At 59.9% G+C, this 24,852-nt stretch carries 25 protein-coding genes; 14 read left to right on the forward strand and 11 right to left on the reverse strand.

All coding sequences use genetic code 11. The annotated features are described in order from the left end of the window. Positions 1 to 18 precede the first annotated feature (18 nt). The 12 genes from IB244_RS16080 to IB244_RS16135 all read left to right on the forward strand — a co-directional run bounded on the left by IB244_RS16080 (position 19) and on the right by IB244_RS16135 (position 13,240). A complete protein-coding gene (locus IB244_RS16080; protein WP_029867446.1) occupies positions 19 to 549 on the forward strand; it encodes a hypothetical protein in 531 nt (176 codons plus the stop codon). A 130-nt stretch (positions 550 to 679) separates the two neighbouring features. Beyond that, the gene (locus tag IB244_RS16085; RefSeq protein ID WP_192304794.1) at positions 680 to 2,662 is read left to right on the forward strand and encodes an FUSC family protein; all 1,983 of its coding nucleotides are present in this window, start codon (positions 680 to 682) and stop codon (positions 2,660 to 2,662) included. Positions 2,663 to 2,719: 57 nt separating this feature from the next. Continuing rightward, the gene (locus IB244_RS16090; RefSeq protein WP_018854861.1) at positions 2,720 to 3,550 is read left to right on the forward strand and encodes an RNA methyltransferase; all 831 of its coding nucleotides are present in this window, start codon (positions 2,720 to 2,722) and stop codon (positions 3,548 to 3,550) included. Beyond that, a complete protein-coding gene (murI, locus tag IB244_RS16095) occupies positions 3,531 to 4,331 on the forward strand; it encodes a glutamate racemase (RefSeq protein ID WP_192304796.1) in 801 nt (266 codons plus the stop codon). The genes IB244_RS16090 and murI overlap by 20 nt, the downstream gene beginning before the upstream one ends. A gap of 141 nt (positions 4,332 to 4,472) precedes the next feature. Beyond that, a complete protein-coding gene (locus tag IB244_RS16100; RefSeq protein ID WP_192304798.1) occupies positions 4,473 to 5,600 on the forward strand; it encodes an MFS transporter in 1,128 nt (375 codons plus the stop codon). 92 nt (positions 5,601 to 5,692) lie between these two features. Then, positions 5,693 to 7,207, forward strand: coding sequence for an ATP-binding protein (locus IB244_RS16105; protein WP_192304800.1), 1,515 nt, complete (start codon positions 5,693 to 5,695; stop codon positions 7,205 to 7,207). Positions 7,208 to 7,371: 164 nt separating this feature from the next. Beyond that, positions 7,372 to 8,829 carry an alkaline phosphatase gene (phoA, locus tag IB244_RS16110; protein WP_018854865.1) on the forward strand — a complete coding sequence of 486 codons (1,458 nt, stop codon included), beginning with the start codon at positions 7,372 to 7,374 and terminating at the stop codon, positions 8,827 to 8,829. A 244-nt stretch (positions 8,830 to 9,073) separates the two neighbouring features. Next, positions 9,074 to 9,691, forward strand: coding sequence for a 30S ribosomal protein S4 (rpsD, locus tag IB244_RS16115; protein ID WP_025661699.1), 618 nt, complete (start codon positions 9,074 to 9,076; stop codon positions 9,689 to 9,691). Positions 9,692 to 9,760: 69 nt separating this feature from the next. Then, positions 9,761 to 10,690: a glutaminase gene (locus tag IB244_RS16120; RefSeq protein ID WP_018854867.1), complete on the forward strand. Its 930-nt coding sequence runs from the start codon at positions 9,761 to 9,763 to the stop codon at positions 10,688 to 10,690. Positions 10,691 to 10,749: 59 nt separating this feature from the next. Further along, a complete protein-coding gene (gene ttcA / locus IB244_RS16125) occupies positions 10,750 to 11,634 on the forward strand; it encodes a tRNA 2-thiocytidine(32) synthetase TtcA (protein ID WP_169680270.1) in 885 nt (294 codons plus the stop codon). A gap of 29 nt (positions 11,635 to 11,663) precedes the next feature. Continuing rightward, a complete protein-coding gene (locus tag IB244_RS16130) occupies positions 11,664 to 12,488 on the forward strand; it encodes an inositol monophosphatase family protein (RefSeq protein WP_018854869.1) in 825 nt (274 codons plus the stop codon). A gap of 155 nt (positions 12,489 to 12,643) precedes the next feature. Further along, positions 12,644 to 13,240 (forward strand): LysE family translocator, encoded by a 597-nt coding sequence (locus IB244_RS16135; RefSeq protein WP_192304802.1) that lies wholly within the window; start codon positions 12,644 to 12,646, stop codon positions 13,238 to 13,240. A 72-nt stretch (positions 13,241 to 13,312) separates the two neighbouring features. Here the strand turns inward: IB244_RS16135 and IB244_RS16140 are convergent, their stop codons facing one another. From IB244_RS16140 to grxD, 3 genes are all read right to left on the reverse strand, one after another. Beyond that, a complete protein-coding gene (locus tag IB244_RS16140) occupies positions 13,313 to 14,593 on the reverse strand; it encodes a multidrug effflux MFS transporter (protein ID WP_026371477.1) in 1,281 nt (426 codons plus the stop codon). A 35-nt stretch (positions 14,594 to 14,628) separates the two neighbouring features. Further along, on the reverse strand, positions 14,629 to 15,834 hold the full coding sequence (locus IB244_RS16145; RefSeq protein WP_018854872.1) for a multidrug effflux MFS transporter: 1,206 nt from the start codon (positions 15,832 to 15,834) through the stop codon (positions 14,629 to 14,631). A 143-nt stretch (positions 15,835 to 15,977) separates the two neighbouring features. After that, the gene (gene grxD / locus IB244_RS16150; protein WP_016554134.1) at positions 15,978 to 16,313 is read right to left on the reverse strand and encodes a Grx4 family monothiol glutaredoxin; all 336 of its coding nucleotides are present in this window, start codon (positions 16,311 to 16,313) and stop codon (positions 15,978 to 15,980) included. Between the two features lie 281 nt (positions 16,314 to 16,594). On the opposite strand from grxD, the gene IB244_RS16155 reads away from it, so the two are divergent. Next, positions 16,595 to 17,746 carry a hypothetical protein gene (locus tag IB244_RS16155; protein WP_169680271.1) on the forward strand — a complete coding sequence of 384 codons (1,152 nt, stop codon included), beginning with the start codon at positions 16,595 to 16,597 and terminating at the stop codon, positions 17,744 to 17,746. A gap of 20 nt (positions 17,747 to 17,766) precedes the next feature. On the opposite strand, the gene IB244_RS16160 is transcribed toward IB244_RS16155, so the two are convergent. The 3 genes from IB244_RS16160 to IB244_RS16170 all read right to left on the reverse strand — a co-directional run bounded on the left by IB244_RS16160 (position 17,767) and on the right by IB244_RS16170 (position 21,928). Further along, a complete protein-coding gene (locus tag IB244_RS16160) occupies positions 17,767 to 18,000 on the reverse strand; it encodes a BolA/IbaG family iron-sulfur metabolism protein (protein WP_025661197.1) in 234 nt (77 codons plus the stop codon). Between the two features lie 19 nt (positions 18,001 to 18,019). Then, positions 18,020 to 20,254: a phosphoribosylformylglycinamidine synthase subunit PurL gene (gene purL, locus IB244_RS16165; protein WP_018854875.1), complete on the reverse strand. Its 2,235-nt coding sequence runs from the start codon at positions 20,252 to 20,254 to the stop codon at positions 18,020 to 18,022. A gap of 255 nt (positions 20,255 to 20,509) precedes the next feature. After that, positions 20,510 to 21,928 carry a PLP-dependent aminotransferase family protein gene (locus IB244_RS16170; protein WP_169680273.1) on the reverse strand — a complete coding sequence of 473 codons (1,419 nt, stop codon included), beginning with the start codon at positions 21,926 to 21,928 and terminating at the stop codon, positions 20,510 to 20,512. A gap of 78 nt (positions 21,929 to 22,006) precedes the next feature. On the opposite strand from IB244_RS16170, the gene IB244_RS16175 reads away from it, so the two are divergent. Further along, positions 22,007 to 22,267 (forward strand): DUF1127 domain-containing protein, encoded by a 261-nt coding sequence (locus IB244_RS16175; protein ID WP_169680274.1) that lies wholly within the window; start codon positions 22,007 to 22,009, stop codon positions 22,265 to 22,267. On the opposite strand, the gene IB244_RS16180 is transcribed toward IB244_RS16175, so the two are convergent. Genes IB244_RS16180 through purC form a run of 5 tightly spaced genes read right to left on the reverse strand, consistent with a single transcriptional unit; the run spans position 22,268 to position 24,702 of the window. Then, complete coding sequence (locus IB244_RS16180; RefSeq protein ID WP_018854878.1) at positions 22,268 to 22,666, reverse strand: hypothetical protein; 399 nt, start codon at positions 22,664 to 22,666, stop codon at positions 22,268 to 22,270. It lies immediately after the preceding gene. 47 nt (positions 22,667 to 22,713) lie between these two features. Further along, entirely contained in the window at positions 22,714 to 23,385 is a 672-nt protein-coding gene (gene purQ, locus IB244_RS16185; protein ID WP_018854879.1) for a phosphoribosylformylglycinamidine synthase subunit PurQ, read from the reverse strand. A gap of 8 nt (positions 23,386 to 23,393) precedes the next feature. Beyond that, positions 23,394 to 23,639 carry a hypothetical protein gene (locus IB244_RS16190; protein ID WP_192304804.1) on the reverse strand — a complete coding sequence of 82 codons (246 nt, stop codon included), beginning with the start codon at positions 23,637 to 23,639 and terminating at the stop codon, positions 23,394 to 23,396. 22 nt (positions 23,640 to 23,661) lie between these two features. Next, on the reverse strand, positions 23,662 to 23,904 hold the full coding sequence (purS, locus tag IB244_RS16195; RefSeq protein ID WP_018854881.1) for a phosphoribosylformylglycinamidine synthase subunit PurS: 243 nt from the start codon (positions 23,902 to 23,904) through the stop codon (positions 23,662 to 23,664). Positions 23,905 to 23,937: 33 nt separating this feature from the next. Beyond that, entirely contained in the window at positions 23,938 to 24,702 is a 765-nt protein-coding gene (gene purC / locus IB244_RS16200) for a phosphoribosylaminoimidazolesuccinocarboxamide synthase (RefSeq protein WP_007532892.1), read from the reverse strand. Between the last annotated feature and the right edge of the window lie 150 nt (positions 24,703 to 24,852).

A 24,852-nucleotide genomic window follows, 5' to 3' on the forward strand; every position in this document is an offset into this window, starting at 1 on the left:
ATTGCCCGGATATTCGCCATGAAGAAGATTCCCCTTGTCCTCGCGATCCTGCTCGGTTCGACCTCGCCGATGCTTGCCGCCGACGTTACCGCGCCTGTGAAGGAGATCATGGATGCGACGATCAAGAACTGGTCGGGGGCAGATAGCGACTGGATCGACATCTTTGATCCGGGCAAGCTATCGCGGCTTTACAGCAAGGATTTCGTGACGAAATACCAGGCAGCGATCCAGAACCCGGCTGCTGACGAAGATGGTGTCTCGCCCTTCGACTACGATGTGATCGTGAATGGTGAGGATGCGTGTCCACTCGAAGATTTGACCTATGAGCCGAAGCCGACCGCCGGTGGCGCGACGGAGGTCGTCGTCACCTTCAAGAAGGCGACCTGCATGGACGACGGATCGGACAAGCAGGCGGTGACGACCGTTCGATTCGAGATGCTTGAAGAAGCCGGCAAGCCTGTTATCGACGACATCGTCACCGAGGGCGATCCCGGGCAACCGGCGAACTCGCTCAAGAATACGATGGTGCAGATCGCCAAAGGTCAGTGAAGCGCGGACTGCATTTTTCCAACGAAGCCTGTGTGCTACGTTTTCGTTGTTGAAGGGCGGTCGCTTCGGGTGATGGGGCCGTCCTCGGTGTGTCGAGAAATTCCCTCGGCCATTGGCTGTCGGGGGCTGAATGAGAGGCCAGGGCTGCTTGCTTTCCGGTTTTGATTTCCGCGACTGGCTTCTCGCCAACGACCCGGCGCTCTCGCGCTTGCGAATGGCGTCGCGCGTGACGCTGACAATGGCGCTCTCGTTCGGGGTGCTATTGGCAATCGACAGGCTGCTGCTTCCGCTTCCGACCGCTGCATATGGGTTGGGGCTTGTCCTGTCGATCGAGGGTGGCGTCGCGGTAAAGGACAAGGGGAGCGCACCGCAACTCGTGACACGCTTGCTCGGCTGTGCCGCAAGTGTCTGTGTCGTCGGCCTTGCCGCGGCCCTGGAATCAAATCGCATCGTTTCGGATGTGGCCTTTCTCATCATCATCTTTCTTGCTGCTGCCGGGCGAGTGTTCGGGCCACGCGGACACGCAATCGGCATGTTCGCCTTCACCTCCTATTTCATGGGTGCCTATTTCCGCCCCCCGCTTGGTGAGCTTCCGCTGATTGCAATGGGGCCCATCGTCCCGGCATTGATCGGGCATGTCGTGCGCTCTCTTGTCCTCCCCGATGATTGGCGCCCGGATCTCTTGCGCTCACTCGAAAGTGTGCGCGGTCGCATCAACCAGATCCTGTTCAAGATCGCGACGCTCGCCTCCGTTGGGCGAATGACGGCGAGGGATGCGCACAAATTAGAGCAGTTGGAAATCCGCCTGAAGGAAGTCGTTCTGATGGCCGAGGGGTTCATTCCGCGGCCGCCGTCCGGCGTGTTTGATGGTACCGAGCCTGCGGCAATCCTGGCGATCCGACTGTTCGACGTCCACCTTGCCGCGGAGAGTGCGATTGTGCTGAGCTCGCAGAGCTTGCCGCCGTTCGCTCTCGTTCATGCCGTCATCGAGGGCGATCCCGTTCTGGTGGAGGCGAAGAAATCGGATGATCTGCAGGCCAAGACGGCTCGGTCCTTGATCCGGCTGGGAGAGGCGCGAGCGCTCCTCTCGGAAACGATCGAGAAGGGCTATTCGACAGGATTTGCCGAAGTCTGGGCCGTAACCGAAGCGACTGCTGCTCCCGCGAAGATCGACTTCTCGCTGGCCAATCCCCTGATCCGCGCGGCCCTGCAGATTACGCTGGCATCGGCAATCGCAATGACCCTCGGGCTGATGCTGTCACGCGAACGTTGGTTCTGGGCGGTGCTTGCATCCTTCCTGGTGTTCACCAACACGAATTCGCGTGGTGATACGGCGATGAAGGCCCTGCAACGCTCGCTTGGGACGCTGTTCGGGATTGCGATGGGCTTGTTTCTCGCAACAGCCCTGACGGGGCATATGGCGGTTGCCCTAGTAATCACCACGATTGCCATCTTTCTGGCCTTCTATTTTCTTCAGACATCCTACGCGATAATGACCTTCTTCGTATCGATTGCGCTTTGCCTAGTCTATGGCATGACGGGATCGCTGACAGTCGACCTGCTGTTGCTGCGCGTCGAAGAAACAATGCTTGGGGCTGCAGCGGGCACGTTCATTGCCTTCGTCGTTTTTCCTGCGCGAACGCGCAGCGCGCTCAATACGGCGCTGGCGACGTGGTTTTCGGCATTGGAAGAGCTGCTTTCTGCCGCAGCGGCGGGCGAAGCAACGAACGCGCTGATCGCTCTTTCGCAGAAGCTCGATGCGGCTTACCGGGACATAGCTGCAGCTGCCCGCCCACTCGGTTCGACCTGGTCGGTTGTCACCAGGCCAGGACACATACGGCAGACGCTCGCGATCTTTCTTGCGGCGACCTATTGGGCGCGAATCCTGGCGAAGGATTTCGACAGGAGCGCGTGTGACAACGATGGCATGAGACTGATCGATGCTGAACGTGAGCGTGCGACGCTTCTCGCAAAGCGCCAGTCTGACTGCTTCTTCGTCGACCAAAAGGCCAGCAGTGCACCGGAACGGCATTTGCCGCTGTCGCATGCGGGTGCGCGCTTTGGGGTCGAGATGATCGGCTCGACGCTCGATCGCCTCTACCCGAATGGTTGACCCTTGCCGTTTCGGCCCGGCTTGGCTATTCCGCCCGTAGCAAAAGGATCCAGCGTCATGGCAGGCACGAACAGCGAGCGGCAACTTCTCACGGAAGGTCCGGTAATCATTCTCGTCGAACCCCAAATGGGGGAGAACATTGGGATGGTCGCGCGGGCCATGGCGAATTTCGGCCTCTCGGTACTGAGGCTCGTCAATCCGCGTGACGGTTGGCCGAACGAGAAGGCACAGGCCGCCGCCTCGAAGGCCGACCACGTCATCGAGGGCACCAAGGTCTACGACACACTCGAGCAAGCTATCGCCGACCTGAACTTCGTTTACGCAACGACAGCGCGTGAGCGCGATGGCTTCAAGCCCGTACGGTCGCCCGTCGTGGCGGCGCAAACGCTGCGCGCCAAATTCCAGGCAGGCGAGGGCAGCGGCATCCTGTTCGGCCGCGAGCGCTGGGGACTCACGAACGAGGAGGTTGCGCTGGCCGACGAGATCGTCACCTTCCCGGTCAATCCTGCCTTTGCGTCGCTCAACATCGCCCAGGCGGTATTGCTGATGTCCTACGAGTGGATGAAGTCGGGCATGGAGGATGTCGGATCCGTTCCCTTCCAGGCGATGTCGCAGACGCAATCCACGAAGGAACAATTGTTCGGTCTCTACGACCAGTTGGAAGAAGCGCTGGATGCACGCAATTATTTCCATCCGCCCGCGAAAAAGCCGAAAATGGTAGACAACCTCAGGGCAGTCCTTTCCCGTCGCGCGTTCACGGAGCAGGAAATCAGCGTGTTGCGCGGCGTAATCTCCTCCCTCGACCGCTTCTCGCGGAAATATCCGCGCGGGAGGCGGCCACCCGTCGACGTCAAGGAACAGTCGGAAGATGACAGCAGCGCTGAATGAGCTGAAACCGGTTCTGGTCTTCGATTCCGGTATCGGAGGGCTGACCGTATTGCGGGAAGCGCGCGTGCTGATGCCGGAGCGCGGCTTCATCTACATTGCTGACGATGCCGGCTTTCCCTATGGCGGCTGGGAAGAGCAAGCACTGAAGGAACGGATCATTGGTATTTTCGCCAAGCTGCTTGACGAGCATGATCCCGAAGTCTGCATCATCGCCTGCAACACGGCCTTTACGCTTGTTGGCACCGATCTGCGTGCGGCGTTTCCGCAGATGACCTTCGTCGGCACGGTACCGGCGATCAAGCCGGCCGCCGAGCGGACACGCTCGGGGCTTGTCTCCGTGTTGGCAACGCCGGGTACGGTCAAGCGGGCCTATACGCGCGACCTGATCCAGTCCTTCGCGCAGCAGTGCCATGTGCGTCTGGTCGGGTCCGAAAATCTGGCCCGAATGGCCGAGGCCTATATCCGCGGTGATGTGGTGTCGGATGAGGCTGTTCTTTCCGAGATAGATCAATGCTTCGTGGAGAAAGACGGATCGAAGACCGATATCGTCGTGCTCGCCTGCACGCACTATCCCTTCATGGCGAACGTCTTCCGTCGACTTGCGCCCTGGCCGGTAGATTGGCTCGATCCCGCTGAGGCAATTGCCCGGCGTGCCCGCAGCCTCGTGCCGCATGTCGCCGATGCCGTGCATCCCGATAATTTCGACTTTGCGGTCTTCACCTCAGGCAATCCCGATTTTGCGACGAGGCGGCTGATGCAGGGTTTTGGTCTCAAGGCTTGATGGGCTGCTTGCAGGGCTGACCGGCTGGTCAGGCGGCTCCCGCGCAATCGCGTCGAACGTTGATGCGATAGGGGCTTTCGCAAGACCTGATGACTGCGCAAACTGAGGGTTGTGATTCGCATCGATCCCGCCAGGCTCCGCATGTCTTTCCAAAAACTTGTTATGGCTATCTTCTTCCTGCAACCGATTGCATTTGGCAGCTGGTTGCCGCGCATTCCCGAAATCCAGGCTCGTCTGGGGCTCGGTCCTGCTGATCTTGCGCTGGCGCTGCTCGGCATGCCGGTCGGCATCCTCACGACGCTGCCTGTCGCCGGACGAGTGGTGTCGCGCATCGGCGGCAAAACCACAGTCATCGCAGGATTTGTAGTTTTCTCGGTGATTGTCTGCCTTCCTGCCTTCTCCCGCACGCCGGTTGAATTGTTCATCGCGCTTGCCCTCCTTGGCGTTGCCATGTCGACGTTGGAGCTTGGGCTGAATGTCGAAGCCGATCGTGCTGAGAAGGATACCGGCTCTGTTATCATGAACCGCTGCCATGGCTTCTGGAGCCTAGGCATCATGGCCGGCAGCCTGCTTGGTTCGGGAATGGTGGCGATTGCCGCGCCGGCCGAAGGGGCGATCATGGCGGCTGCCTTCGTCGTTTTGCCGTTTGCCATTGTAGCAAGCCTCCGCCTGCCCCCCGATCGCGAAGCTGGCGCGGCGCCGCCGCATATGCCGATCAAGCTGCCAAGCAGCGCGCTGCTCGGCATCTGCGCCTTCGTCTTCGGGATTACGATGACCGAAGGAGCGATTGCCGACTGGTCTGCCGTCTATCTCAAGGACGTTTTCCAGACCGACGGCATGATGACCGGTATTGGATATACGATTTTCGCCATGATGGTGGCGGCGGGCCGTTTCAGCGGCGACCATCTGAAACAGCGCCTCGGGGCGATTTCACTGGCCCGGGGCTGCGGCGCGGCTTCGCTGGTGGGCATGCTCATGGTCGTCTTTGCCTGGCATAGCCTGGTGACGCTGGCGGGCTTTGCACTGGTTGGGATCGGTGTGTCGGTCGGCTTTCCGCTGGCTGTTACCGCGGCGGCAAGCCTCAGGGATCGACCGGCGGCCGCCAATGTCGCGATCCTATCCTTCATGGCACTGACCGGCTTTCTGATCGGACCGCCTCTGATCGGTTTTATCGCGGAGGTATCAGGGCTACGGGTCGGATTGGCGGTCTTGCTGGTACCTCTCGCGGTCAGCCTGGCCTTTACGCGAATGTTGAAGGCAAGTTTCTGACGTTTTTCTTCTGTGGGTTTGCGCGGGCGTGTTGCCAAAGACACGGCCAAACCTGCTAGGACGCCGTGTTTGATTGAAAGAGGAATGTAACATTGCAGGTTGGTATCGATATGGGATCGGCGTCGGGAGGCAATCCGGCCACGCTCGATATCGAAGAGCTTCTGGCTACCCGTCTTCTGGTGCAGGGCAATTCCGGCTCCGGCAAGTCGCATCTGCTCCGCCGTCTGCTGGAGCAATCAGCGCAGTGGGTGCAGCAGGTCATCATTGATCCCGAAGGTGATTTCGTCACACTGTCGGACAAGTTCGGCCACGTCGTCGTCGACGGCGAGCGCACCGAGGCCGAATTGGCCGGTATTGCCAATCGTATCCGCCAGCATCGCGTCTCCTGCGTTCTGAGCCTCGAGGGTCTCGATATCGAGCAGCAGATGCGCGCCGCAGCCGCTTTCCTCAACGGCATGTTCGATGCCGACCGCGAATACTGGTATCCGGTTCTCGTCGTGGTCGACGAGGCGCAGATGTTTGCGCCTTCGGTCGGCGGCGACGTCTCGGAAGATGCCCGCAAGATGTCGCTTGGCGCCATGACGAACCTGATGTGCCGCGGCCGCAAGCGCGGTCTTGCCGGCGTGATCGCGACGCAGCGCCTAGCAAAGCTTGCCAAGAACGTGGCCGCGGAAGCCTCGAACTTTCTGATGGGGCGCACCTTCCTCGACATCGACATGGCGCGTGCTGCCGATCTGCTCGGGATGGATCGCAGGCAGGCGGAAATGTTCCGCGACCTGAAGCGTGGCAATTTCGTTGCGCTTGGGCCGGCCTTGTCCCGCCGCCCGCTGCCGATCCAGATCGGTAATGTCGAGACCTCGGCGCGTTCGTCGAGCCCCAAGCTCATGCCGCTGCCGGACGCACCGCAGGACGTCGAAGACCTGATCTTCACCCCGGATCCGGAAGAATTTCAGCGGCCGATCGTTCGGCGCGCCGCGCCCGCACCACGGCCGACCACCGATATTCTCGCGGAGTTGTCGCGATCGGCTCCTGCTGCCTCGGCTCCGGTTTCGGAGACGCGTGCGCCTCAGCCCGAGCTGTCGGTCGAGGAACGGGAGGAGCGGCTGACGGCGGTGCTCAACGAAATACTGGACGATCCGAGCTCCGGATTCCGAACGGATTCCGTGCTTTACCAGGAGTTCCTGGTGCGACTTCGCATGCGCCGGGTTCCAGGCGCTCCGATGTCTTTGTCGGAGTTCCGACGCCGCGTGGCGATTTCGCGTTCCGGCGTAGGTGCGGCGACCGCAGAAACCCAGGCCTGGGGAATGGCGTTGTCGCTCTCTTCTGGCGTCACCGACGATCTTCAGGGTGTTTTCCTGATGTTGGCAAAAGCGGCAATTTGTGGCGAACCATGCCCCTCGGATGCGCGGATTGCGCGCGCTTACGGCACCCACTCGGCCCGGCGTGCGAGACGTCTACTTGGCTATTTCGAGGAGCAGGGGACTGTGGTCGTGCACACGGACTTCGCCGGCAAGCGCATCGTCGCTTTCCCCGACATGAGTTGCCAGACGGCTCCCGGCGATGCCAATGCGCCTGATGTGGATGAGGTGCGCTCCGCAGCGGAATGACGGCCGAATTGACGGCAAATAGCGCGCGGACAATGTGCCCGGTTTATACTCGATCCCTAATGTCACACGAAGCAGTTGCTTTTGTCACAAGAGCTTCATTCGGGTGGTGGATAAGGCGCGCGACCCGTGCGGTCGATGCGGATTATCAAAAGGAGATCTCGGTCATGAGAAACAACGTTCGTCACCAGCTGCTGCGCCTTGTCGTCGGCGGCCTGCTTGCAACCGTTGCCGTTCAGCCTGGCTATGCAGATGATGCGGCGAACAAGCTTCTGGAACGTGCGGCAAGCGCCGATCTCAGCGCTCCCGGTGGCGCACGCCGCCTTTCCGGCGACATCACCGAGGCTTATCGCGCCGCGCTCATCGATACCCGCCCGAAGAACGTCATCCTCCTGATCGGCGACGGCATGGGCGACTCCGAGATCACCATCGCACGCAACTATGCGGTCGGCGCGGGCCAGTATTTCAAGGGCATCGATGCGCTTCCGGTCACCGGGCAATACACGCATTATTCGCTCGAAAAGAAGACGGGCAAGCCGACCTATGTGACCGACTCTGCTGCCTCGGGCACCGCTTGGGCGACGGGCGTGAAGTCCTATAACGGCGCGATCGGCGTCGACATTCATGAGAAGAGCCACGAAACGCTGATCGAAAAGGCAAAGGCTGCCGGTCTTGGCACAGGCAATGTCTCGACAGCCGAACTGCAGGATGCAACGCCAGCCGTGCAGATCGCGCACGTGACCCAGCGTAAGTGCTACAGCCCGGCATCCACCACAGAGAAGTGCCCGACGAACGCGCTTGAAAACGGCGGCAAAGGTTCGATCAGCGAGCAGTTGCTGGATACGCGCCCCGACGTGACACTCGGCGGGGGCGCAAAGAGCTTCGGCGAGACCGCCAAGGCCGGCGAATGGAAGGACAAGACGCTTCGCCAGCAGGCGGAGGAACGAGGCTACAAGATCGTCTCGAACCTTGACGAGCTCCAGGCCGTTAAGCAGGCGAACGACAGTGCGCCGGTACTCGGCCTGTTTGCCGAGGGCAATATGCCGGTTCGCTGGGAAGGCCCGAAGGCCAGCCATTACGGCAATGTCGAGAAGGAGCCGGTCGTCTGCAAGCCCAACGAGAAGCGCACGTCGGCAACCCCGACGTTGGCACAGATGACGGCCAAGGCGATCGAACTGCTCAGGACGAACGAGAAGGGCTTCTTCCTGCAGATCGAGGGAGCGTCGATCGACAAGCAGGATCATGCCGCCAACCCGTGCGGCCAGATCGGCGAAACGGTTGATCTCGATGAAGCCGTTCAGGAAGCGTTGAAGTTTGCGCAAGAAGCCGGCGACACGCTCGTCATCATCACCGCCGATCATGCGCACGCGAGCCAGATCATCGATGCCGACGCCAAGGCTCCGGGCTTGACGGAAGCGTTGATGACGAAGGACGGCGCCGTGATGGCCGTGAGCTACGGCAACTCCGACGATGCGGATGACCAGGGCCATACCGGCTCGCAGCTTCGCATTGCTGCTTACGGGCCGCGCGCTGCCAATGTCACTGGCCTGACGGACCAGACGGATCTGTTCTATACGATCAGCGACGCGCTCGGCCTGAAGACCGAGACGGCCAGCGCGAAGTAGGCCGCGTCGGCGAATGCCACGGGCGAAAACGTGGAATTGTGATTGACATTCCAGCGACTTCGCCCTAAAGACCGCCCCAGCACCGGGCAGAGATGTCCGGTGTTTCATTTGACATGTCCCGTGGATTTGTCCTGTTCGCGTAATGGGATGATCCTGTCGGATCCTCGAAAGAAGATCAAAGGAGGGCGTGTTTCCTTCACGCGGTTTGGCAACAGACCGTTCTAACTTTCTGAAAGGAAATACGATGAGCAAGCGCGAATCGTCCAAGTACAAGATTGACCGCCGTATGGGCGAAAACATCTGGGGCCGTCCTAAGTCCCCGGTGAACCGCCGCGAATACGGCCCGGGCCAGCACGGTCAGCGCCGCAAGGGCAAGCTCTCTGACTTCGGTGTGCAGCTGCGCGCCAAGCAGAAGCTGAAGGGTTACTACGGTGACCTGCGCGAGAAGCAGTTCCGCGCGATCTTCGCTGAAGCCGACCGCCGCAAGGGCGATACCTCGGAAAACCTGATCGGTCTTCTGGAGTCTCGTCTTGACGCGATCGTTTATCGCGCCAAGTTCGTTCCGACCGTTTTCGCTGCTCGCCAGTTCGTCAACCACGGCCACGTGACCGTGAACGGCGTCCGCGTAAACATCGGTTCTTACCGTTGCAAGGCTGGCGACGTCATCGAAGTTCGTCAGAAGTCGAAGCAGCTCGTTTCCGTTCTGGAATCTGTTGGCTTGGCTGAACGCGACGTTCCGGACTACATCGAAGCTGACCATAACAAGATGGTTGCTACCTTCGCTCGTGTTCCGGCGCTCGGCGACGTACCGTATCCGGTCGTCATGGAGCCGCATCTGGTGGTCGAATTCTATTCGCGTTAATCGCGAGGCGTTTTCGCATACGGAAAAGCCGCCTCCTGGGGCGGCTTTTTTGTTATCTGGGGAGATACGATGACGGACTTGCAGGCAGTTCTCGATAGCATCCACAAGGAGCTGACCCCCCGTATCGGCGAGGGCAAGGTTGCGGACTACATTCCGGAACTCGCCAAGGTCGACCCAAACCAGTTCGGCCTAGCGGTCGTCACCGTGGATGGCAAGGTCTACAGCGTCGGCAATGCCGATGTCCCGTTCTCCATCCAGAGCATCTCGAAGGTTTTCATGCTGACGCTTGCACTCGGCAAGGTCGGCGAGGGACTGTGGAAGCGGGTCGGCCGCGAGCCTTCGGGCTCGGCGTTCAACTCGATCGTCCAGCTCGAGCACGAGCAGGGCATTCCACGCAATCCCTTCATCAACGCGGGGGCAATTGCCGTGACCGATGTTGTCATGGCCGGCCATGCGCCACGCGAGGCTATTGGTGAGTTGCTGCGCTTCGTCCGCTATCTCGCCGATGACGAGTCGGTCACCATCGATGATCGCGTTGCAAGGTCCGAGACACAGACGGGCTACCGCAATTTCGCGCTCGCAAACTTCATGCGGGCCTATCGCAACCTCGATCACCCAGTCGAACACGTGCTTGGCGTCTATTTTCACCAGTGCGCCCTGTCGATGACCTGCGAGCAGCTGGCGAAGGCCGGGCTGTTTCTGGCCGCACGCGGCAGCAATCCGATGACTGGCCACTCCGTTGTGTCGCCGAAGCGGGCGCGACGTATCAACGCGCTGATGCTGACATGCGGCCACTATGACGGTTCCGGCGACTTTGCCTATCACGTCGGTCTCCCCGGCAAGAGTGGTGTCGGCGGTGGTATTTTTGCAGTGGCGCCCGGCATTGCCTCGATTGCGGTGTGGTCGCCGGGGCTCAACGAGGTCGGCAACTCGCAGCTCGGTGCTGTCGCGCTCGAAATGCTGGCGGCCCGCACTGGCTGGTCTGTTTTCGGCGATTGATGCTGGGTTGTCGTGACGCTTTCTGCTAAGGCGGAGGCAGAGTCTGATTGGACGAGAAAATGAACATCGCAGCCAACATTGCCGATGAGCTGGAAACGCCGAACGCGGATGGGGCGATCGCGCACGCGCTCTTTGCCGAAGCTCCTGACTCGGTGTCGTTCAACAAGCTGCGCAAGCGGCTGTTGCGGAACGTCAGACAGGCATTCGACGATTTTGCAATGCTGAAGGGGCAGACGCGTTGGCTGATCGGTCTCTCCGGCGGCAAGGACTCTTATGGATTGCTCGCCCTTCTTCTCGACCTGCAGTGGCGCGGTCTTCTGCCGGTGGAACTGATCGCCTGCAATCTCGACCAGGGGCAGCCGAACTTCCCAAAGCATATCCTGCCTGAATATCTCACCAAGGTCGGCGTCAAGCACCGCATCGAGTATCGCGACACGTACTCCATCGTGAAGGAGAAGGTTCCTGAAGGAGCGACCTATTGCTCGCTCTGTTCGCGCCTGCGTCGCGGCAATCTTTATCGGATTGCCAAGGAGGAGGGCTGTGACGCATTGGTGCTCGGCCACCACCGCGAGGATATTCTCGAAACCTTCTTTATGAACTTTTTCCATGGCGGGCGGCTCGCTTCGATGCCGGCCAAATTGCTCAATGACGAGGGCAACCTCGTGGTGCTGCGCCCGCTCGCCTATTGCGCGGAAGACGACATGGCGAAGTTCGCGGCTGCCATGCAGTTCCCGATTATTCCATGCGATCTTTGCGGCTCCCAGGACGGGCTGCAGCGCAATGCGATGAAGGACATGCTCGCCGATATCGAGCGGCGTATGCCGGGCCGCAAGGATACGATGCTGAGAGCGCTTGCGCATGTGAACCCGTCGCATCTGCTCGATCCCAAGCTTTTCGATTTCGCGGGCCTGATGGCCGGAGAGACCGCGCCGAAGAGTGAATAGTCGGCGCCCACGGCAAAGAAGGAAAGTCCATGAGTTCCACGATAGATGTAACGACGCTTGCAGATCTCCTGAGGCGGGCGGCGAAGGCAGAGATATTGCCGCGCTTCCGTCGACTTGGAAGCGATGACGTGCGCGCCAAGAGCGAAGCGACCGATCTGGTGACGGAGGCGGACCTGCAGGCGGAGCGGATGATTAAGGCTGAAGCCGCTGCACTCTGGCCGGATGCCGTGTTCATCGGAGAGGAGTCGGTCGCGGCGGATCCTGATCTGCTCGGCAAGCTCGAGGGAGCGGACCTTGCCATCGTGGTCGATCCCGTCGATGGGACCTTCAATTTCGCATCCGGCATTCCGGCCTTCGGCGTGATGGCGTCCGTCGTGTCCAAGGGCGAAACGGTTGCCGGCATCATCTACGACCCGATGGGCGATGACTGGGTAATGGCGGAGAAGGGCGGTGGCGCGTGGCTTCGGCGTCCTGGCGGGGAGGCGGAGCGGCTCGCCGTTGCAGCGCCCGTCGCGCTGGAGGAGATGGTCGGCATGGCATCGACGGGCTTCCTGCCGAAGCCGAAGCGCAGCGAGATCCTTGCCAATCTGGCCAAGGTTCGGTTCCTTGCCAACTATCGCTGTGCTGCCCATGAGTACCGCGCCTTTGCGGGCGGTCACGTCCACTATCTGATGTATAATAAGCTCATGCCCTGGGACCATCTCGCGGGCACCCTGATCAGCATCGAGGCTGGCGCGCATGCGGCCCGTTTTGACGGTTCGCCTTACCTTCCGCATCACACCAGTGGTGGCTTGCTGATTGCGCCCGACAAGGACAGCTGGGACATTCTGCGGAGCGAAGTTTTCACGATCTGATATCGGAGCCGCGACCTCCTGCGGGTTGCGGTAGCGTTTCCTGGGGGGGCCAGATTTCGCGCTCCCAGGAAAACGCCATGCGCACAGACGTACAATACGAGCAGGCACGCCAGTCGTAAATGTTCTCCCGTTTTCGAAATGACGAGGAGAGTATGATGGATACAGGGCAGACACTGGCGTTTTTGCTGTTTGCGTTTATCGCGGCGGTTACACCGGGACCTAGTAACACTCTGGTCCTGTCCACAGGTGCTGCTGTCGGCACTTCGAGAGGCATCGGCTGTCCGCTCGGTGCATCGCTTGGCATGGGCGCAATGATTGTTCTAAGCGCCTTCGGTGTCGGAGAAATTGTCGCCGCGGCGCCGGCGATCGTAATAGCGATGAAGTTGGCAGGATCTCTGTTTCTGTTGTGGCTTGCCTGGAAGATCGCCAATGCCGGTACTGTTGAAGCGGATGGCCAGAGGCGCGTGGTTGGATTTCGGCAGGCTTTTCTATTCCAGTGGCTAAACCCGAAAGGTTGGCTGGTTGCGCTGAGCGCAGGCAGCACCTTCCTTGTGTCTTCACAGCACGCTGAAGCACGTGGCGCCTTGTGGATGGGGGCGCTGTTCGCAGCCGCCGCGTTTCCCGCCGGGTTCGTTTGGCTTGTCCTCGGCGCTCTCGTGGCACAGTTTCTACGCACCCCACGTTCGGCGCGGTTCTTCAATATCGCGATGGCGTTGGCTCTGGCTCTTTCGGTCGCCCTTGTGTGGCGCTAGCTCCCAAAAGCGTTTCGCCCGCAACGGTGTGTTGCGGGCGACAAGGAACGTTATGCGTTGCAAGGCCGTCTACTAGAAATGCCCGGCGCCTTGATCGATGTGCGGGCTGTCACCCGGATGTGTGAACAGCTTGCCGCCTTCGGCCCACAGCGTTGCCGCGATGCTGATCGCCCCGAACACCGCGAAGCCGCCGAAGAGCGGCTGCACAGTCCCGTTGAATAGCTGTCCGACCGTGCCGCCGAGGATCGCGCCGAAGGTCGTCGATACGAAGCCGGTGATGGCTGTCGCGGTGCCGGCGAGGTTGCCCATGGGTTCCAGGCTGATTGCCGTAAAATTGGTGGCAATAACCGCAAACATCATCAGCAGGATCGTGAACAGGGTATAGGCAAAGGCGAAATCGGGCCGGCCACCGAGAGCTTTGACGAAACCGATTGCAGACACGATCGTGAACAGGATCATCGCAACGTGCGAGATGCGGCGCATCCCGAATTTGCGCACAAAAAACCCGTTGGCGAAGTTCGCGACAGCGATGCCGCCGGCCGTTGCCGCAAAGGCGATCGGTAACCAATCGCCAAGGCCGTAGACCTCGCCGAACACCTGCTGGACCGAAATAACGTAGGCGCTGATGACGCCCGTGAACATCGTCAGCCCGATCATGTAGCCACAGGTGATCTTGTTCGTCAGGACGGTCTTGAAACCGTCGACGACGGAGCCGACCGATAACGGGATGCGCTCTTCTTTCGGCAGAGATTCTTTTAGACGCGCGAGTGCCCAGATGAACAAGACCCCTCCGACAAGGCCGAGCAGGATAAAAATCCAGTGCCAGTTGGCGTAGGTGATGATCAACTGACCGACCGAAGGCGCCACGATCGGCACGATCATGAAGACGATCATCACGTAGGACATGACCCGCGCCATCTCACGGCCGCCGAAGCAGTCGCGAACAATCGCCATGGTCGTGATGCGGACGGCTGCGCCGCCGAGGCCCTGGACAAAGCGCATGATCAGCAGCATTTCGAAGCTGGCGGTAGCGGCAGCGGCGAACATAGCGAGGACATAAACGGCGAGGCCGCCAAGCAGGATGTTTCGACGGCCGAAGGTATCAGACAGGCTACCGAAAATGATCTGCGACACGCCGAATCCGAGGAAGAAGACGCCGATCACGAGCTGCGTATCGTTGGCGTTCGTGACACCGAGCGAATGGCCGATCGCGGGCAGGGATGGCAGCATGCTGTCGATCGCCATCGCGACACTGGCGGTCATGATGGCGATGGTAATGACAAATTCGACGAAGCCCATGCCTATGCGGCGGGAGCCCTGATTCTCAACATGGGGTTTATGTGGTGGCGTCATAATCGAAATCCTGAAATAGGGGCGGAGAGAGCCGATCAGACCGCAGGATTGTGCGGCTGGAAGAGACGTCCCTTCTCTGCGATCAAAACGAAGACCAGACCGATGATCGAGACGGTGAAATAGCCTGCGACCATTGGCAATGCTGTGCCGTTGAATGCCTGGCCGATGCCGGCGCCGATCAGCGCGCCGCCGACCGTGCTCATGAAGCCGAGGACGGACGAAGCCGTTCCCGCGACGTGGCCGAGCGGCTCCATGGCAAGCGAGTTGAAGTTGGAGCCGATCCAGCCGAACTGGAACATGGCCACACCGAAGAAGCAGATGAAAAACGCAAAGGGCATCGGTTGCGGCCCAAGAACGAGGGCTGCGAGCCAGATGGTGTTGACGGTGATAAAGCCGACCAACGCGCCATGCGACAACCGCCGCATCCCGAACCTGCCAACAAGCCGCGCGTTGAGGAATGACGAAAGCGACATGAAGACAGCGACGCCGGCAAAGGCGAAGGGGAAGTAGACCCCAAGCTCGTAGATGCCGACGTATATCTGCTGCGCGGAATTGATGAAGCCGAACAGCGAACCGAAGATGAAGGTGGTGGCAATCGTGTAGCAGAGGGCGATGCGGTTCGTGAGAACCAGCTTGAAGCCACCGATCACCGAGCGTGCGGTGAACGGGCGGACATTCGCGGGACGCAAGGTTTCGGGAAGGCGGATATAGGCCCAAACCGAGATCAAAGCGGCCAGGACGGCGATGAACACGAAGATCAGATGCCAGCTGCCGAAGAACATGATGATCTGGCCGCTGCCCGGCGCGATGACGGGAACGATCATGAAGACCATCATGATCAGGGACATGACCTCTGCCATCTGCCGGCCGCCGTAGATATCACGGACGATGGAGATGGTGATGACGCGCGTCGCTGCGGAACCAATGCCCTGAATGAAGCGAAGTGCGAGAAGGCCCGCAAAGGACGGTACCAGTGCGATCCCCAGCGCAGAACAGATATAGATGACAAGGCCGATCAACAGCGGCAGACGGCGGCCGAATCGGTCGGAGAGAGGGCCGTAGAAGAGCTGAGCCGAGCCGAAGCCCAGCAGATAGGCGGAAACGACGAACTGACGGTGATTTTCGCTTTCGACGCCAAGGCTTGCGCCGATCTGCTGCAGTGCCGGCAGCATGATGTCGATCGCGAGCGAATTGACCGCCATCAAGAAGGCGGCGAGCGCAATGAATTCCCCTTTGCCCATGGGCAATTGGCCCGCGTGCACGGTTTGTGATGAATCTGTCACAATGAAATTCCCATAAACGGGCCAAGGCGCTGTTCAGCACAGCGCCTCGGACTCAAAATGCAAGATTTGGAAACCGGGCGGACGCCCGGTGACCGAACAGGTCAGGCAGCGCCGCGAACGGTCACGCCATGTTCCTGCAGGTGCTGCTGCAACTCGCCGGCCTGGAACATTTCCCGGACGATGTCGCAACCGCCGACGAACTCGCCCTTCACGTAGAGCTGCGGGATCGTCGGCCAGTTGGAGTAATCCTTGATGCCCTGGCGGATCTCGGAGTCAGCGAGCACGTTGATGCCCTTGTAGTCGACGCCGATGTAATCGAGAATCTGCACGACCTGGCCGGAGAATCCACACTGCGGAAACTGCGGCGTGCCCTTCATGAAGAGGACGACGTCGTTGCTCTTGATTTCGTTGTCGATGAATTCGTTGATACCGCTCATAGGGACTAATCCTTTCCACAGGCGAGTTAAAGGCCCGCCGTTTCAATCGTTAAGCTTAGATAGCATGTGATCCGCGGAATTCCAGCAGGCCGAGCCAAAAAAAGAGCGCCCTATCGGTTTGCGGACGGCGCATTGTTGCGCTTGCGTTACGCCTGGTTCAGGAGCCGCTTAATCTCGCGCGCGCATTGCCGGTTATGGCAAGGAATTCACCCGGATTTTGCCACAATTCTCGCCGATTGCGGCGCAGCAATTTCCTGCCGTGCGCGGCCAGAAAGAAAATAATGACATTGATTTCGAAACGGGTCGTTCTCCATTTTCCGGGGTTCGAGCCACTTGATGGGCGTGCTCACAGGGCGCGCTATGAACGATCCGCAAAACAAAGTGCAGCGACCTGGAATTTCTCCGTGCTGACAGGCGAGCCGGACGACGGACCGGCGTCGACGGCGTTCAAGGTGAAGGCGGGTGTTGACGGATGGGAAACCAACAGCCACATCCATATCTTCGACCACAATGCTTTGGTGGAGCAGCTTCGATCACGCAGCATACCTGCGCAAATTCTGGCGGGCTTTCGTAGTGCTCTGCAGGTCATCCTCCATGGCGGGATGGCCGGCTACTTCAGGCACGCTTGGCGATTCGGGCTGTTCTTCGTCTTTCCGTTCCTGATGATGATACTCGGCTTTTCGCTTAGCGCCACGATCGCCGTGATACCACTCGAAATGGAGTTGCCCGCTTTTCATCTCCTGTGGAGCACGGCGTTGGCATTGTGTTTCTTCGTCTTCGTGTTTCTGCCTTTCGCGGAGCGCTTCTACACGCTGCATCTCTTCGCTGACTGGCGGATGGCGGTCGCTCTTGCCCGGACGAGCGATGCGGCATTCGACCAGTGGCTAGATCGCTGTGCCACGGCCGCGCAGACCGCCCTGTCGGAACCTGCGCAGGAGTATGTGATCTCATCTCACAGTATGGGATCCAGCGTCGCCGCCCACGTCGTTGGCCTCCTGCTCGAACGGGATCCTGATGTTTTTGCCGGCAAGAAGGTGATCTTTGCAACGCTCGGCTCGGCAATCCTGCAATGCGCATTGTTGCGCCCCGCGCACGTGTTGCGGTCACGGGTCGGCCTGATCGCGCGATGCGACAGCGTCAACTGGCTTGATGTCCACTGTCTGACCGACGCCATTCATTTCTACAAGGTGCCGGTCGTAGCGGTTTGTGGACATGGAAATGCACGGCCTGCGAAGATGATCTTCATTCGCGTGAAGCAAATGCTGACTATCGAGCACTATAAGAAGATCAAGAAGGATTTCCTGCGCGTGCATCGGCAGTATGTCCTGGGGCCAGACCTGCGGGCGCCCTTCGACTTCACGCTGCTAACCGCCGGCCCACGCTCGGACATGGTCTTTGCTGCAGACGGTTATAACGAAATGCCCGGCTTCTAACCGGGCATTTGCGTTCGATATCACTCAGGTGCCGATGTCTGCAGCGCCAGGGCATGCAGTATGCCACCCATGTTGCCCTTCAGGGCCTCGTAGACCATCTGATGCTGCTGCACGCGGCTCTTGCCGCGAAAAGCTTCCGCTACCACCTCAGCCGCATAATGATCGCCGTCGCCGGCAAGATCGCGGATGGTCACCTTGGCGCCGGGGATGCCGGCCCTGATCATGTCTTCGATATCACCGGGTTTCATAGGCATGATCGTTACTCCTTGCGCATTATTCCGTGGCAGCCAGTGTGCCATGGCCTTCCATGTAATCAGGGAACCATGATTCATGGGCGTCGCGCAATTGCTGAATCGGCAGCGACAGCAGATCGTCAATCACGAGGCTTTCACCTTCGACAGTGCCGAGGCGGCGGAAAGGTACACCCGCACCTTCGGCGTTGGCGCAGACGAAATTGGCAACATCCGCTGGCACCGTCAGCACGTAGCGGGCCTGATCTTCGCCGAATAGGAGCGCGTGCGGTGCACCTTTGCTTTCACGAAGATCGATCTTGAGGCCCTTGCCTGACGCCATCGCCATTTCGGCGAGAGCCAGAACGAGGCCGCCGGAAGAGATATCGTGGCAGCTCGTTGCCTGGCCGTTTCGGATGACCGAGCGGACGAAGTTGCCGTTACGGCGCTCCGCGAGGAGATCGACCTCGGGAGCGGGGCCTTCAGTGCTGCCGACGACATCGCGCAGATAGGCCGACGAACCGAGATGGCTGCCGTCCGTACCGATCATGATTACCTTATCGCCATTCGAGGCGCTGCCGATGCGCGCCATCTTCTTCCAGTCGGGCAGAAGGCCGACGCCAGCGATCGTCGGTGTCGGCAGGATCGCAACGCCGTTGGTTTCATTGTAGAGCGAGACGTTCCCCGACACGATGGGGAAGTCGAGGACGCGGCAGGCTTCGCCGATGCCTTTCACGGCCTGAACGAACTGGCCCATGATTTCCGGCTTTTCAGGGTTGCCGAAGTTCAGGTTGTCGGTCGCCGCCAGCGGCTCTGCGCCGGTAGCCGTGATGTTGCGCCAGCATTCTGCGACTGCCTGCTTGCCGCCCTCGAACGGATCGGCCTCGACATAGCGCGGCGTCACATCGGACGAGAATGCAAGAGCCTTGGTCGGATGGTTCTCGACGCGAACGACGCCTGCATCACCTCCCGGAAGCTGGAGTGAGTTGCCCTGGATCAGGGTGTCGTACTGTTCGTAAACCCAACGGCGGCTCGATTGATTGGGAGAGCCAACGAGCTGCAACAGCGCCTGGCCGTAGTCTGCCGGTGCGGCAACGAGGTTCGCGGGCAGCGGCGCACGCTTGTCCGATTCTCGCCACGGACGATCATATTCCGGCGCCTGGTCGCCGAGATCCTTGATCGGCAGGTTGGCGACTTCTTCGCCCTGATGGACAACGCGGAAGCGCAGGTCGTCGGTGGTCTTGCCGACGATCGCAAAATCCAGGCCCCACTTGGTGAAGATCGCCTTCGCCACGGCTTCCTTTTCCGGCTCCAGAACCATGAGCATGCGCTCCTGGCTTTCGGACAGCATCATTTCGTAGGCGGTCATCTGCTCTTCGCGCACCGGCACGGTATCGAGATCGAGCAGAATGCCGAGATCGCCCTTTGCACCCATTTCGACGGCCGAGCAGGTGAGGCCGGCAGCACCCATGTCTTGGATGGCGATGACGGCGCCGGTCTGCATCAGCTCGAGGCAGGCTTCCAGCAGGCACTTTTCGGTGAAGGGATCGCCGACCTGGACGGTCGGACGCTTTTCCTCGATGGACTCATCGAATTCGGCCGAGGCCATGGTCGCACCGCCGACGCCGTCGCGGCCGGTCTTTGCGCCGAGATAGACGACCGGCAAGCCGACGCCCTTGGCTTCCGAGAGGAAGATGGCATTCGACTTGGCCAGGCCAGCCGCGAAGGCGTTGACCAGGATATTGCCGTTATAACGCGCGTCGAACTCGACTTCGCCGCCGACCGTCGGAACGCCGAAGGAGTTTCCATAACCGCCGACGCCCGAGACGACACCGGAGACTAGGTGACGGGTCTTCGGATGGTCCGGCTCGCCGAAACGCAGCGCATTCATTGCTGCGATCGGGCGTGCACCCATGGTGAAGACGTCGCGCAGAATGCCCCCGACGCCTGTGGCCGCGCCCTGATATGGCTCGATGTAGGACGGGTGGTTGTGGCTCTCCATCTTGAAGACTACGCAGTCGCCGTCATCGATATCGACAACACCGGCATTTTCACCTGGGCCCTGAATGACGCGCGCACCTTTGGTCGGCAGCGTACGCAGCCACTTCTTGGAGGATTTGTAAGAGCAGTGCTCGTTCCACATGGCCGAAAAGATGCCGAGCTCGGTGAAAGTCGGTTCGCGTCCGATCAGGCTCAAGATCCGCTGATACTCGTCTGGCTTCAGGCCGTGGGCGGCAATCAGTTCGGGGGTGATCGGGCGGGTATTGGAAATGGTCATGAGCTCTCGGAAGTCCCTGCCGTTGCGCGATTGCGGTGTCTTTAGCCTAAGTGAATGAAACGCGCGATAGGAAAATGCCCGCTGTTAACAGACAGCAGGCACCAAAAGGCGACTATCGTGCCAGCTCAAAACTTGTAGCCGACCTGGATGCCGGCGCGCGTAATCCGAATTACGCACCATCGATCATCGGCGGGTAAAGCATTTTTGCCGACCGACGATGCTTTGTCGCTGGTCTGCGGCCGATCTGCCGTCGCTTCAAATCTCACCATCATAGCCGGCGCCGCCGCTTTCTAGTAGGCGTCTCAAAGTCATCAATCCTGCAACCAGATCGTCACGGTTTCTGGGGGACGAGAAGCCTATCCGGACGCGGTGATAAACTTTCTCGGCGCGAGCGGCCTTGAACTCGTCCTCGTCATCGATCAGCACGCCATCTCTATAGGCGGCGTTCTTGAAGGTTCCCGAGAGCCAGGGATCGGGCAGCTTCAGCCAGAGGAAGGGAACATGCGGATGGGACACAAAATCGTATCCCTGTAGTTGTTGCCGTGCGAGGCGCTCGCGGATGGCCAGTTCGGCCGTGCTTGCCTTGCGGATTTCGTGTGCTTGGCCGCTCTGAACGAGACGGGCGCAAGCCTCGGCCAGAATGAAAGGCAGCCCGCCCGTAATCATCTTGTGCGTTACCTTGATCCGCTGCGCAAAATGCGGCGGGCAGGCGACCCAGCCGCCGCGCACTCCGGCAGCCACGGACTTTGAAAGGCCACTGATCAGGAAGGTGCGATCGGGCGCGAGCGACGCCAGCAGGGGATTTTCGTCTCCAGTCATGCCACCGTAGAGATCGTCCTCTATCAGCCAGACGCCATGCCTGCGTGCAATCTCCGCGATCCGTACCCGCCGCTCGCAAGGCATCGTAGCCAGGGTGGGATTGTGCGCGGTCGGCATGAGGAACGCGAGCTTGGGATGCTGCTGAAGACACAAGCGCTCGAAGTCATCGGGGATTACGCCGTTCTCGTCGGAGTCGACGGTGATCGTACGGCGACCAAGAATGCGGGCGCTGCGGCTGACCTGCGTATAGCTCAAATCTTCAAATACGATCTTGTCACCGGGCGACGACACGGCCGAAATCACCGAGACCGCCGCCGCGTGTGCGCCGAGGGTAGGGACGATGTTTTCGGTGTCGGGCGTCCAATCGTTCCTGGCGAGCCAGCGCCGCCCTGCCTCGTACCAATTTTGCGGGAAAACACGGGAATAGGACGAAATCTCGGAAAGCTGCTCCTCGCCGATTGCGGCGAGCACGCTGCCGATGATCTTGCCCTGGCCGAGGTCCGGAGCCGCGGTGGTGTCAAAGCGTATCTTGCCGGCCGGCGCATCAATCGGACGCGTGCCGCCGAGCGCGATGGTCAGTGGGTCCGGCTGATTGCCGGGTGCCGTCTCGGCGCGATCCAGGACATATGTGCCGCGGCCGACTTCTCCCGCGACGAGGCCGCGTTCGTGCACCAGCGCATAGGCCCGGCCGATTGTCCCGATTGTCACGCCTATGTCGTAGGCAAGGTTTCGCTGCGGCGGCAACTTGCTGCCAGCGGGCAATGTACCTGCGGCAATGGCTGATTCAATGCTGTCCGCAATCCGGAGGTAAACCGGGCCGAAACCGCGCGAAACGTCTGGGAGCCAATTTGTCATGATGACAATTCTCTATATTGTCACCCTTCGTCCGTCAAGATTATCTGAATTACAGACACAATCCACGTGGAGAATAAAATGTCCGCCGTTCCAGAGAACGAGCTCCGGATTGCACCGCTCCCTTCCAAGGTGCAATCGATACAATGCCGCATTCAGCAAGACTCTCGCCGTGTGCCGCGCACCTTGCTGGTGTCCGCATTGCAACGACTAACATCGTGGCATCAGAAGCGAGAGAGCCGCAGGGTGTTGCGTGATCTGACGGACGCCGAACTGCTGGACATTGGCGTCACGCGCGCCGAGGCGAACAAGGAGGCCAGCAAGTCGTTCTTTTGGGACTGATCAGCCGCAAGCCTTGCCGCCGGAGGCCCAGCGGGTGACATCCTTGACGATCCGCGGTCCGGTGGCGCCTTGCATCATCGGACCGAAGGCATCGAGCTTGGAGGGGTTGCCCTCTGCCTGAACAACGAGCAATGGGCGGCTTTCGGGGCTTCCCTTGTGCACGACGAGAATGCGCGGACGACCGGAGAAGGAATTCAACTCCGGCGCCAACCTGTATGCGGCAAAGGCCGCGTCGCCCGACTTGAACCAGCAGGCGTTCGCACCGAGAGCAACGCGCTCCATGGTGGACAGCGCGCTGCGGTCAGGACCCTTCGCGGGCGTGTTCGATTGGCAGGACGCGACCAGCGCCGCCGTTGCGGCAATCGCGAGAACACGTGTCGTCGAAAGGCGAGGACGCATCAACTTGCTCCAATGGACTGGATGAATGGCCTCTTACGTGCCGAAGGTTAAGCTGCGATTACCTCGAGGGCGGATGCGAACAGACCACGGCCGTCGGAACCGCCATGCGCTGCTTCGATGAGGTTTTCGGGATGCGGCATCATGCCGAGGACGTTGCCCTTATCGTTCATGACCGCGGCAATATCGTTGATCGAGCCGTTCGGGTTGGTGCCTTCCGCATAGCGGAATACGACCTGGCCGCTGCCTTCGATCTTTGCCAGGGTCTCGGCGTCGGCGAAGTAGTTGCCGTCGTGATGGGCGACTGGGCTGCGAATGATCTGACCCTTGGAATAGGCGCGGGTGAAATCGGTGTCGGCGTTGACGACTTCGAGCTTGATCTCGCGGCAGACGAATTTGAGCGAGGCATTGCGCATCAGCGCGCCAGGAAGCAGACCTGCCTCGAGCAGGATCTGGAACCCGTTACAAACGCCGAGAACCTTGACGCCCTTGTTTGCCTTTTCGATGATCGCCTGCATGACCGGCATGCGCGCTGCGATAGCGCCGCACCGGAGGTAGTCGCCATAGGAAAAGCCGCCGGGGATGACGATCAGGTCGACGTCCGGAATATCCGTCTCCGTTTGCCAGATGGTCACCGGCGCGTGACCGGAGATTTTCGTCAGTGCTGCGATCATGTCTCGATCGCGATTGAGACCCGGAAGTTGAACGACGGCTGATTTCATGAGTGCGGCTAAAACCTTGTTTGTGCTTCTGCAAGTTCTCTGAGTACGAGACGCTTTTCAATACGCTCCAGCCGGCCTTCGTGCCGACCGAGAACACCGTAAATACTGTGTATTTCCTGCTCCATCGTGGTCATCGTGTCGCGCATGCAATGCATTTCGCTTCGGATCTCGTCAAGCGACGCGTCCAGCGTATCGATGCGCTCGTTCATCTTCGTCAACAACTCAAGCATGAGCTCTTGCGTCAATTCAGCCATCGAGTGCGCTCCACGACCAAGATTAGTCGACGGAAATATTATAGTTCTCGATCACCGTATTTGCGAGGAGTTTCTCACACATTGCCTTGAGGTCGCTCGCCGCTTTCTCCTTGTCAGCGCCTTCGAGTTCGACGTCGAAAACCTTGCCCTGACGGACATGGCCGACACCATCGAAGCCGAGAGCACCGAGGGCGCCCTCGATTGCCTTGCCCTGCGGATCGAGAACGCCGTTCTTCAGCGTGACGGTTACACGAGCCTTGATCACTTTATCTTCCCTGTCTTGCTTGGCCTGAAAGTCTTACTTCACGAGCACCGGTCCGGTGCCGCGCACAGGCTCGTTCTCGTTGATGATGCCGAGGCGGCGCGCAACTTCCGAATAGGCTTCGAGAAGTCCACCCATGTCCCGGCGGAAGCGGTCCTTGTCCATCTTTTCACGGGTATCGATATCCCAGAGACGGCAGGAGTCCGGCGAAATCTCATCGGCCAGGATGATGCGCATCATGTCGCCTTCGTACAGGCGACCGCATTCGATCTTGAAGTCGACAAGCTGGATGCCGACGCCGAGGAAAAGACCGGTCATGAAGTCGTTGACGCGAATGGCAAGCGCCATGATATCATCGAGTTCGGCGGGGTTCGCCCAGCCAAATGCCGTGATGTGCTCCTCGGAAACCATCGGATCGTCGAGCGCGTCGGACTTATAATAGAACTCGATGATCGAGCGTGGCAGCACGACGCCTTCCTCGATGCCAAGGCGCTTGGACAGCGAGCCGGCGGCAACGTTGCGTACAACGATCTCAAGCGGGATCATTTCGACTTCGCGGATCAACTGCTCGCGCATGTTGAGGCGACGAATAAAATGCGTCGGAATGCCGATCTTGTTCAGATGGCTGAAAATGTATTCCGAAATGCGGTTGTTCAGAACGCCCTTGCCATCGATGACTTCGTGCTTTTTCTTGTTGAAGGCGGTGGCATCGTCTTTGAAGAACTGGATCAGCGTGCCCGGTTCCGGGCCCTCATACAGAATCTTGGCCTTGCCCTCGTAAATACGGCGGCGACGGTTCATTGCAATTGTTCTCTATCGTTGGCGCTCTTGGGATAGCGCGAGTGGATCGATCTCGTGGCGTCCCCTTAAAGGAAAAGCGAGGGTTTCACAATCCGCCTGTCACTCCTTCCCCGGAATCCGGGATTGCCGGAGTGCCGCTAAGAGAATCGA

This window comes from Rhizobium sp. RHZ02 (genome assembly GCF_014851575.1).
In the GTDB taxonomy this organism is placed as follows: domain Bacteria; phylum Pseudomonadota; class Alphaproteobacteria; order Rhizobiales; family Rhizobiaceae; genus Rhizobium; species Rhizobium altiplani.

Coding starts and splice junctions, on each gene's coding strand:
- IB244_RS16080 (WP_029867446.1), top strand. CDS start 19: ATGAAGAAGATTCCCCTTGTCCTCGCGATCCTGCTCGGTTCGACCTCG.
- IB244_RS16085 (WP_192304794.1), top strand. CDS start 680: ATGAGAGGCCAGGGCTGCTTGCTTTCCGGTTTTGATTTCCGCGACTGG.
- IB244_RS16090 (WP_018854861.1), top strand. CDS start 2,720: ATGGCAGGCACGAACAGCGAGCGGCAACTTCTCACGGAAGGTCCGGTA.
- murI (WP_192304796.1), top strand. CDS start 3,531: ATGACAGCAGCGCTGAATGAGCTGAAACCGGTTCTGGTCTTCGATTCC.
- IB244_RS16100 (WP_192304798.1), top strand. CDS start 4,473: ATGTCTTTCCAAAAACTTGTTATGGCTATCTTCTTCCTGCAACCGATT.
- phoA (WP_018854865.1), top strand. CDS start 7,372: ATGAGAAACAACGTTCGTCACCAGCTGCTGCGCCTTGTCGTCGGCGGC.
- rpsD (WP_025661699.1), top strand. CDS start 9,074: ATGAGCAAGCGCGAATCGTCCAAGTACAAGATTGACCGCCGTATGGGC.
- IB244_RS16120 (WP_018854867.1), top strand. CDS start 9,761: ATGACGGACTTGCAGGCAGTTCTCGATAGCATCCACAAGGAGCTGACC.
- ttcA (WP_169680270.1), top strand. CDS start 10,750: ATGAACATCGCAGCCAACATTGCCGATGAGCTGGAAACGCCGAACGCG.
- IB244_RS16130 (WP_018854869.1), top strand. CDS start 11,664: ATGAGTTCCACGATAGATGTAACGACGCTTGCAGATCTCCTGAGGCGG.
- IB244_RS16135 (WP_192304802.1), top strand. CDS start 12,644: ATGGATACAGGGCAGACACTGGCGTTTTTGCTGTTTGCGTTTATCGCG.
- IB244_RS16140 (WP_026371477.1), bottom strand. CDS start 14,593: ATGACGCCACCACATAAACCCCATGTTGAGAATCAGGGCTCCCGCCGC.
- IB244_RS16145 (WP_018854872.1), bottom strand. CDS start 15,834: ATGGGCAAAGGGGAATTCATTGCGCTCGCCGCCTTCTTGATGGCGGTC.
- grxD (WP_016554134.1), bottom strand. CDS start 16,313: ATGAGCGGTATCAACGAATTCATCGACAACGAAATCAAGAGCAACGAC.
- IB244_RS16155 (WP_169680271.1), top strand. CDS start 16,595: ATGACATTGATTTCGAAACGGGTCGTTCTCCATTTTCCGGGGTTCGAG.
- IB244_RS16160 (WP_025661197.1), bottom strand. CDS start 18,000: ATGCCTATGAAACCCGGTGATATCGAAGACATGATCAGGGCCGGCATC.
- purL (WP_018854875.1), bottom strand. CDS start 20,254: ATGACCATTTCCAATACCCGCCCGATCACCCCCGAACTGATTGCCGCC.
- IB244_RS16170 (WP_169680273.1), bottom strand. CDS start 21,928: ATGACAAATTGGCTCCCAGACGTTTCGCGCGGTTTCGGCCCGGTTTAC.
- IB244_RS16175 (WP_169680274.1), top strand. CDS start 22,007: ATGTCCGCCGTTCCAGAGAACGAGCTCCGGATTGCACCGCTCCCTTCC.
- IB244_RS16180 (WP_018854878.1), bottom strand. CDS start 22,666: ATGCGTCCTCGCCTTTCGACGACACGTGTTCTCGCGATTGCCGCAACG.
- purQ (WP_018854879.1), bottom strand. CDS start 23,385: ATGAAATCAGCCGTCGTTCAACTTCCGGGTCTCAATCGCGATCGAGAC.
- IB244_RS16190 (WP_192304804.1), bottom strand. CDS start 23,639: ATGGCTGAATTGACGCAAGAGCTCATGCTTGAGTTGTTGACGAAGATG.
- purC (WP_007532892.1), bottom strand. CDS start 24,702: ATGAACCGTCGCCGCCGTATTTACGAGGGCAAGGCCAAGATTCTGTAT.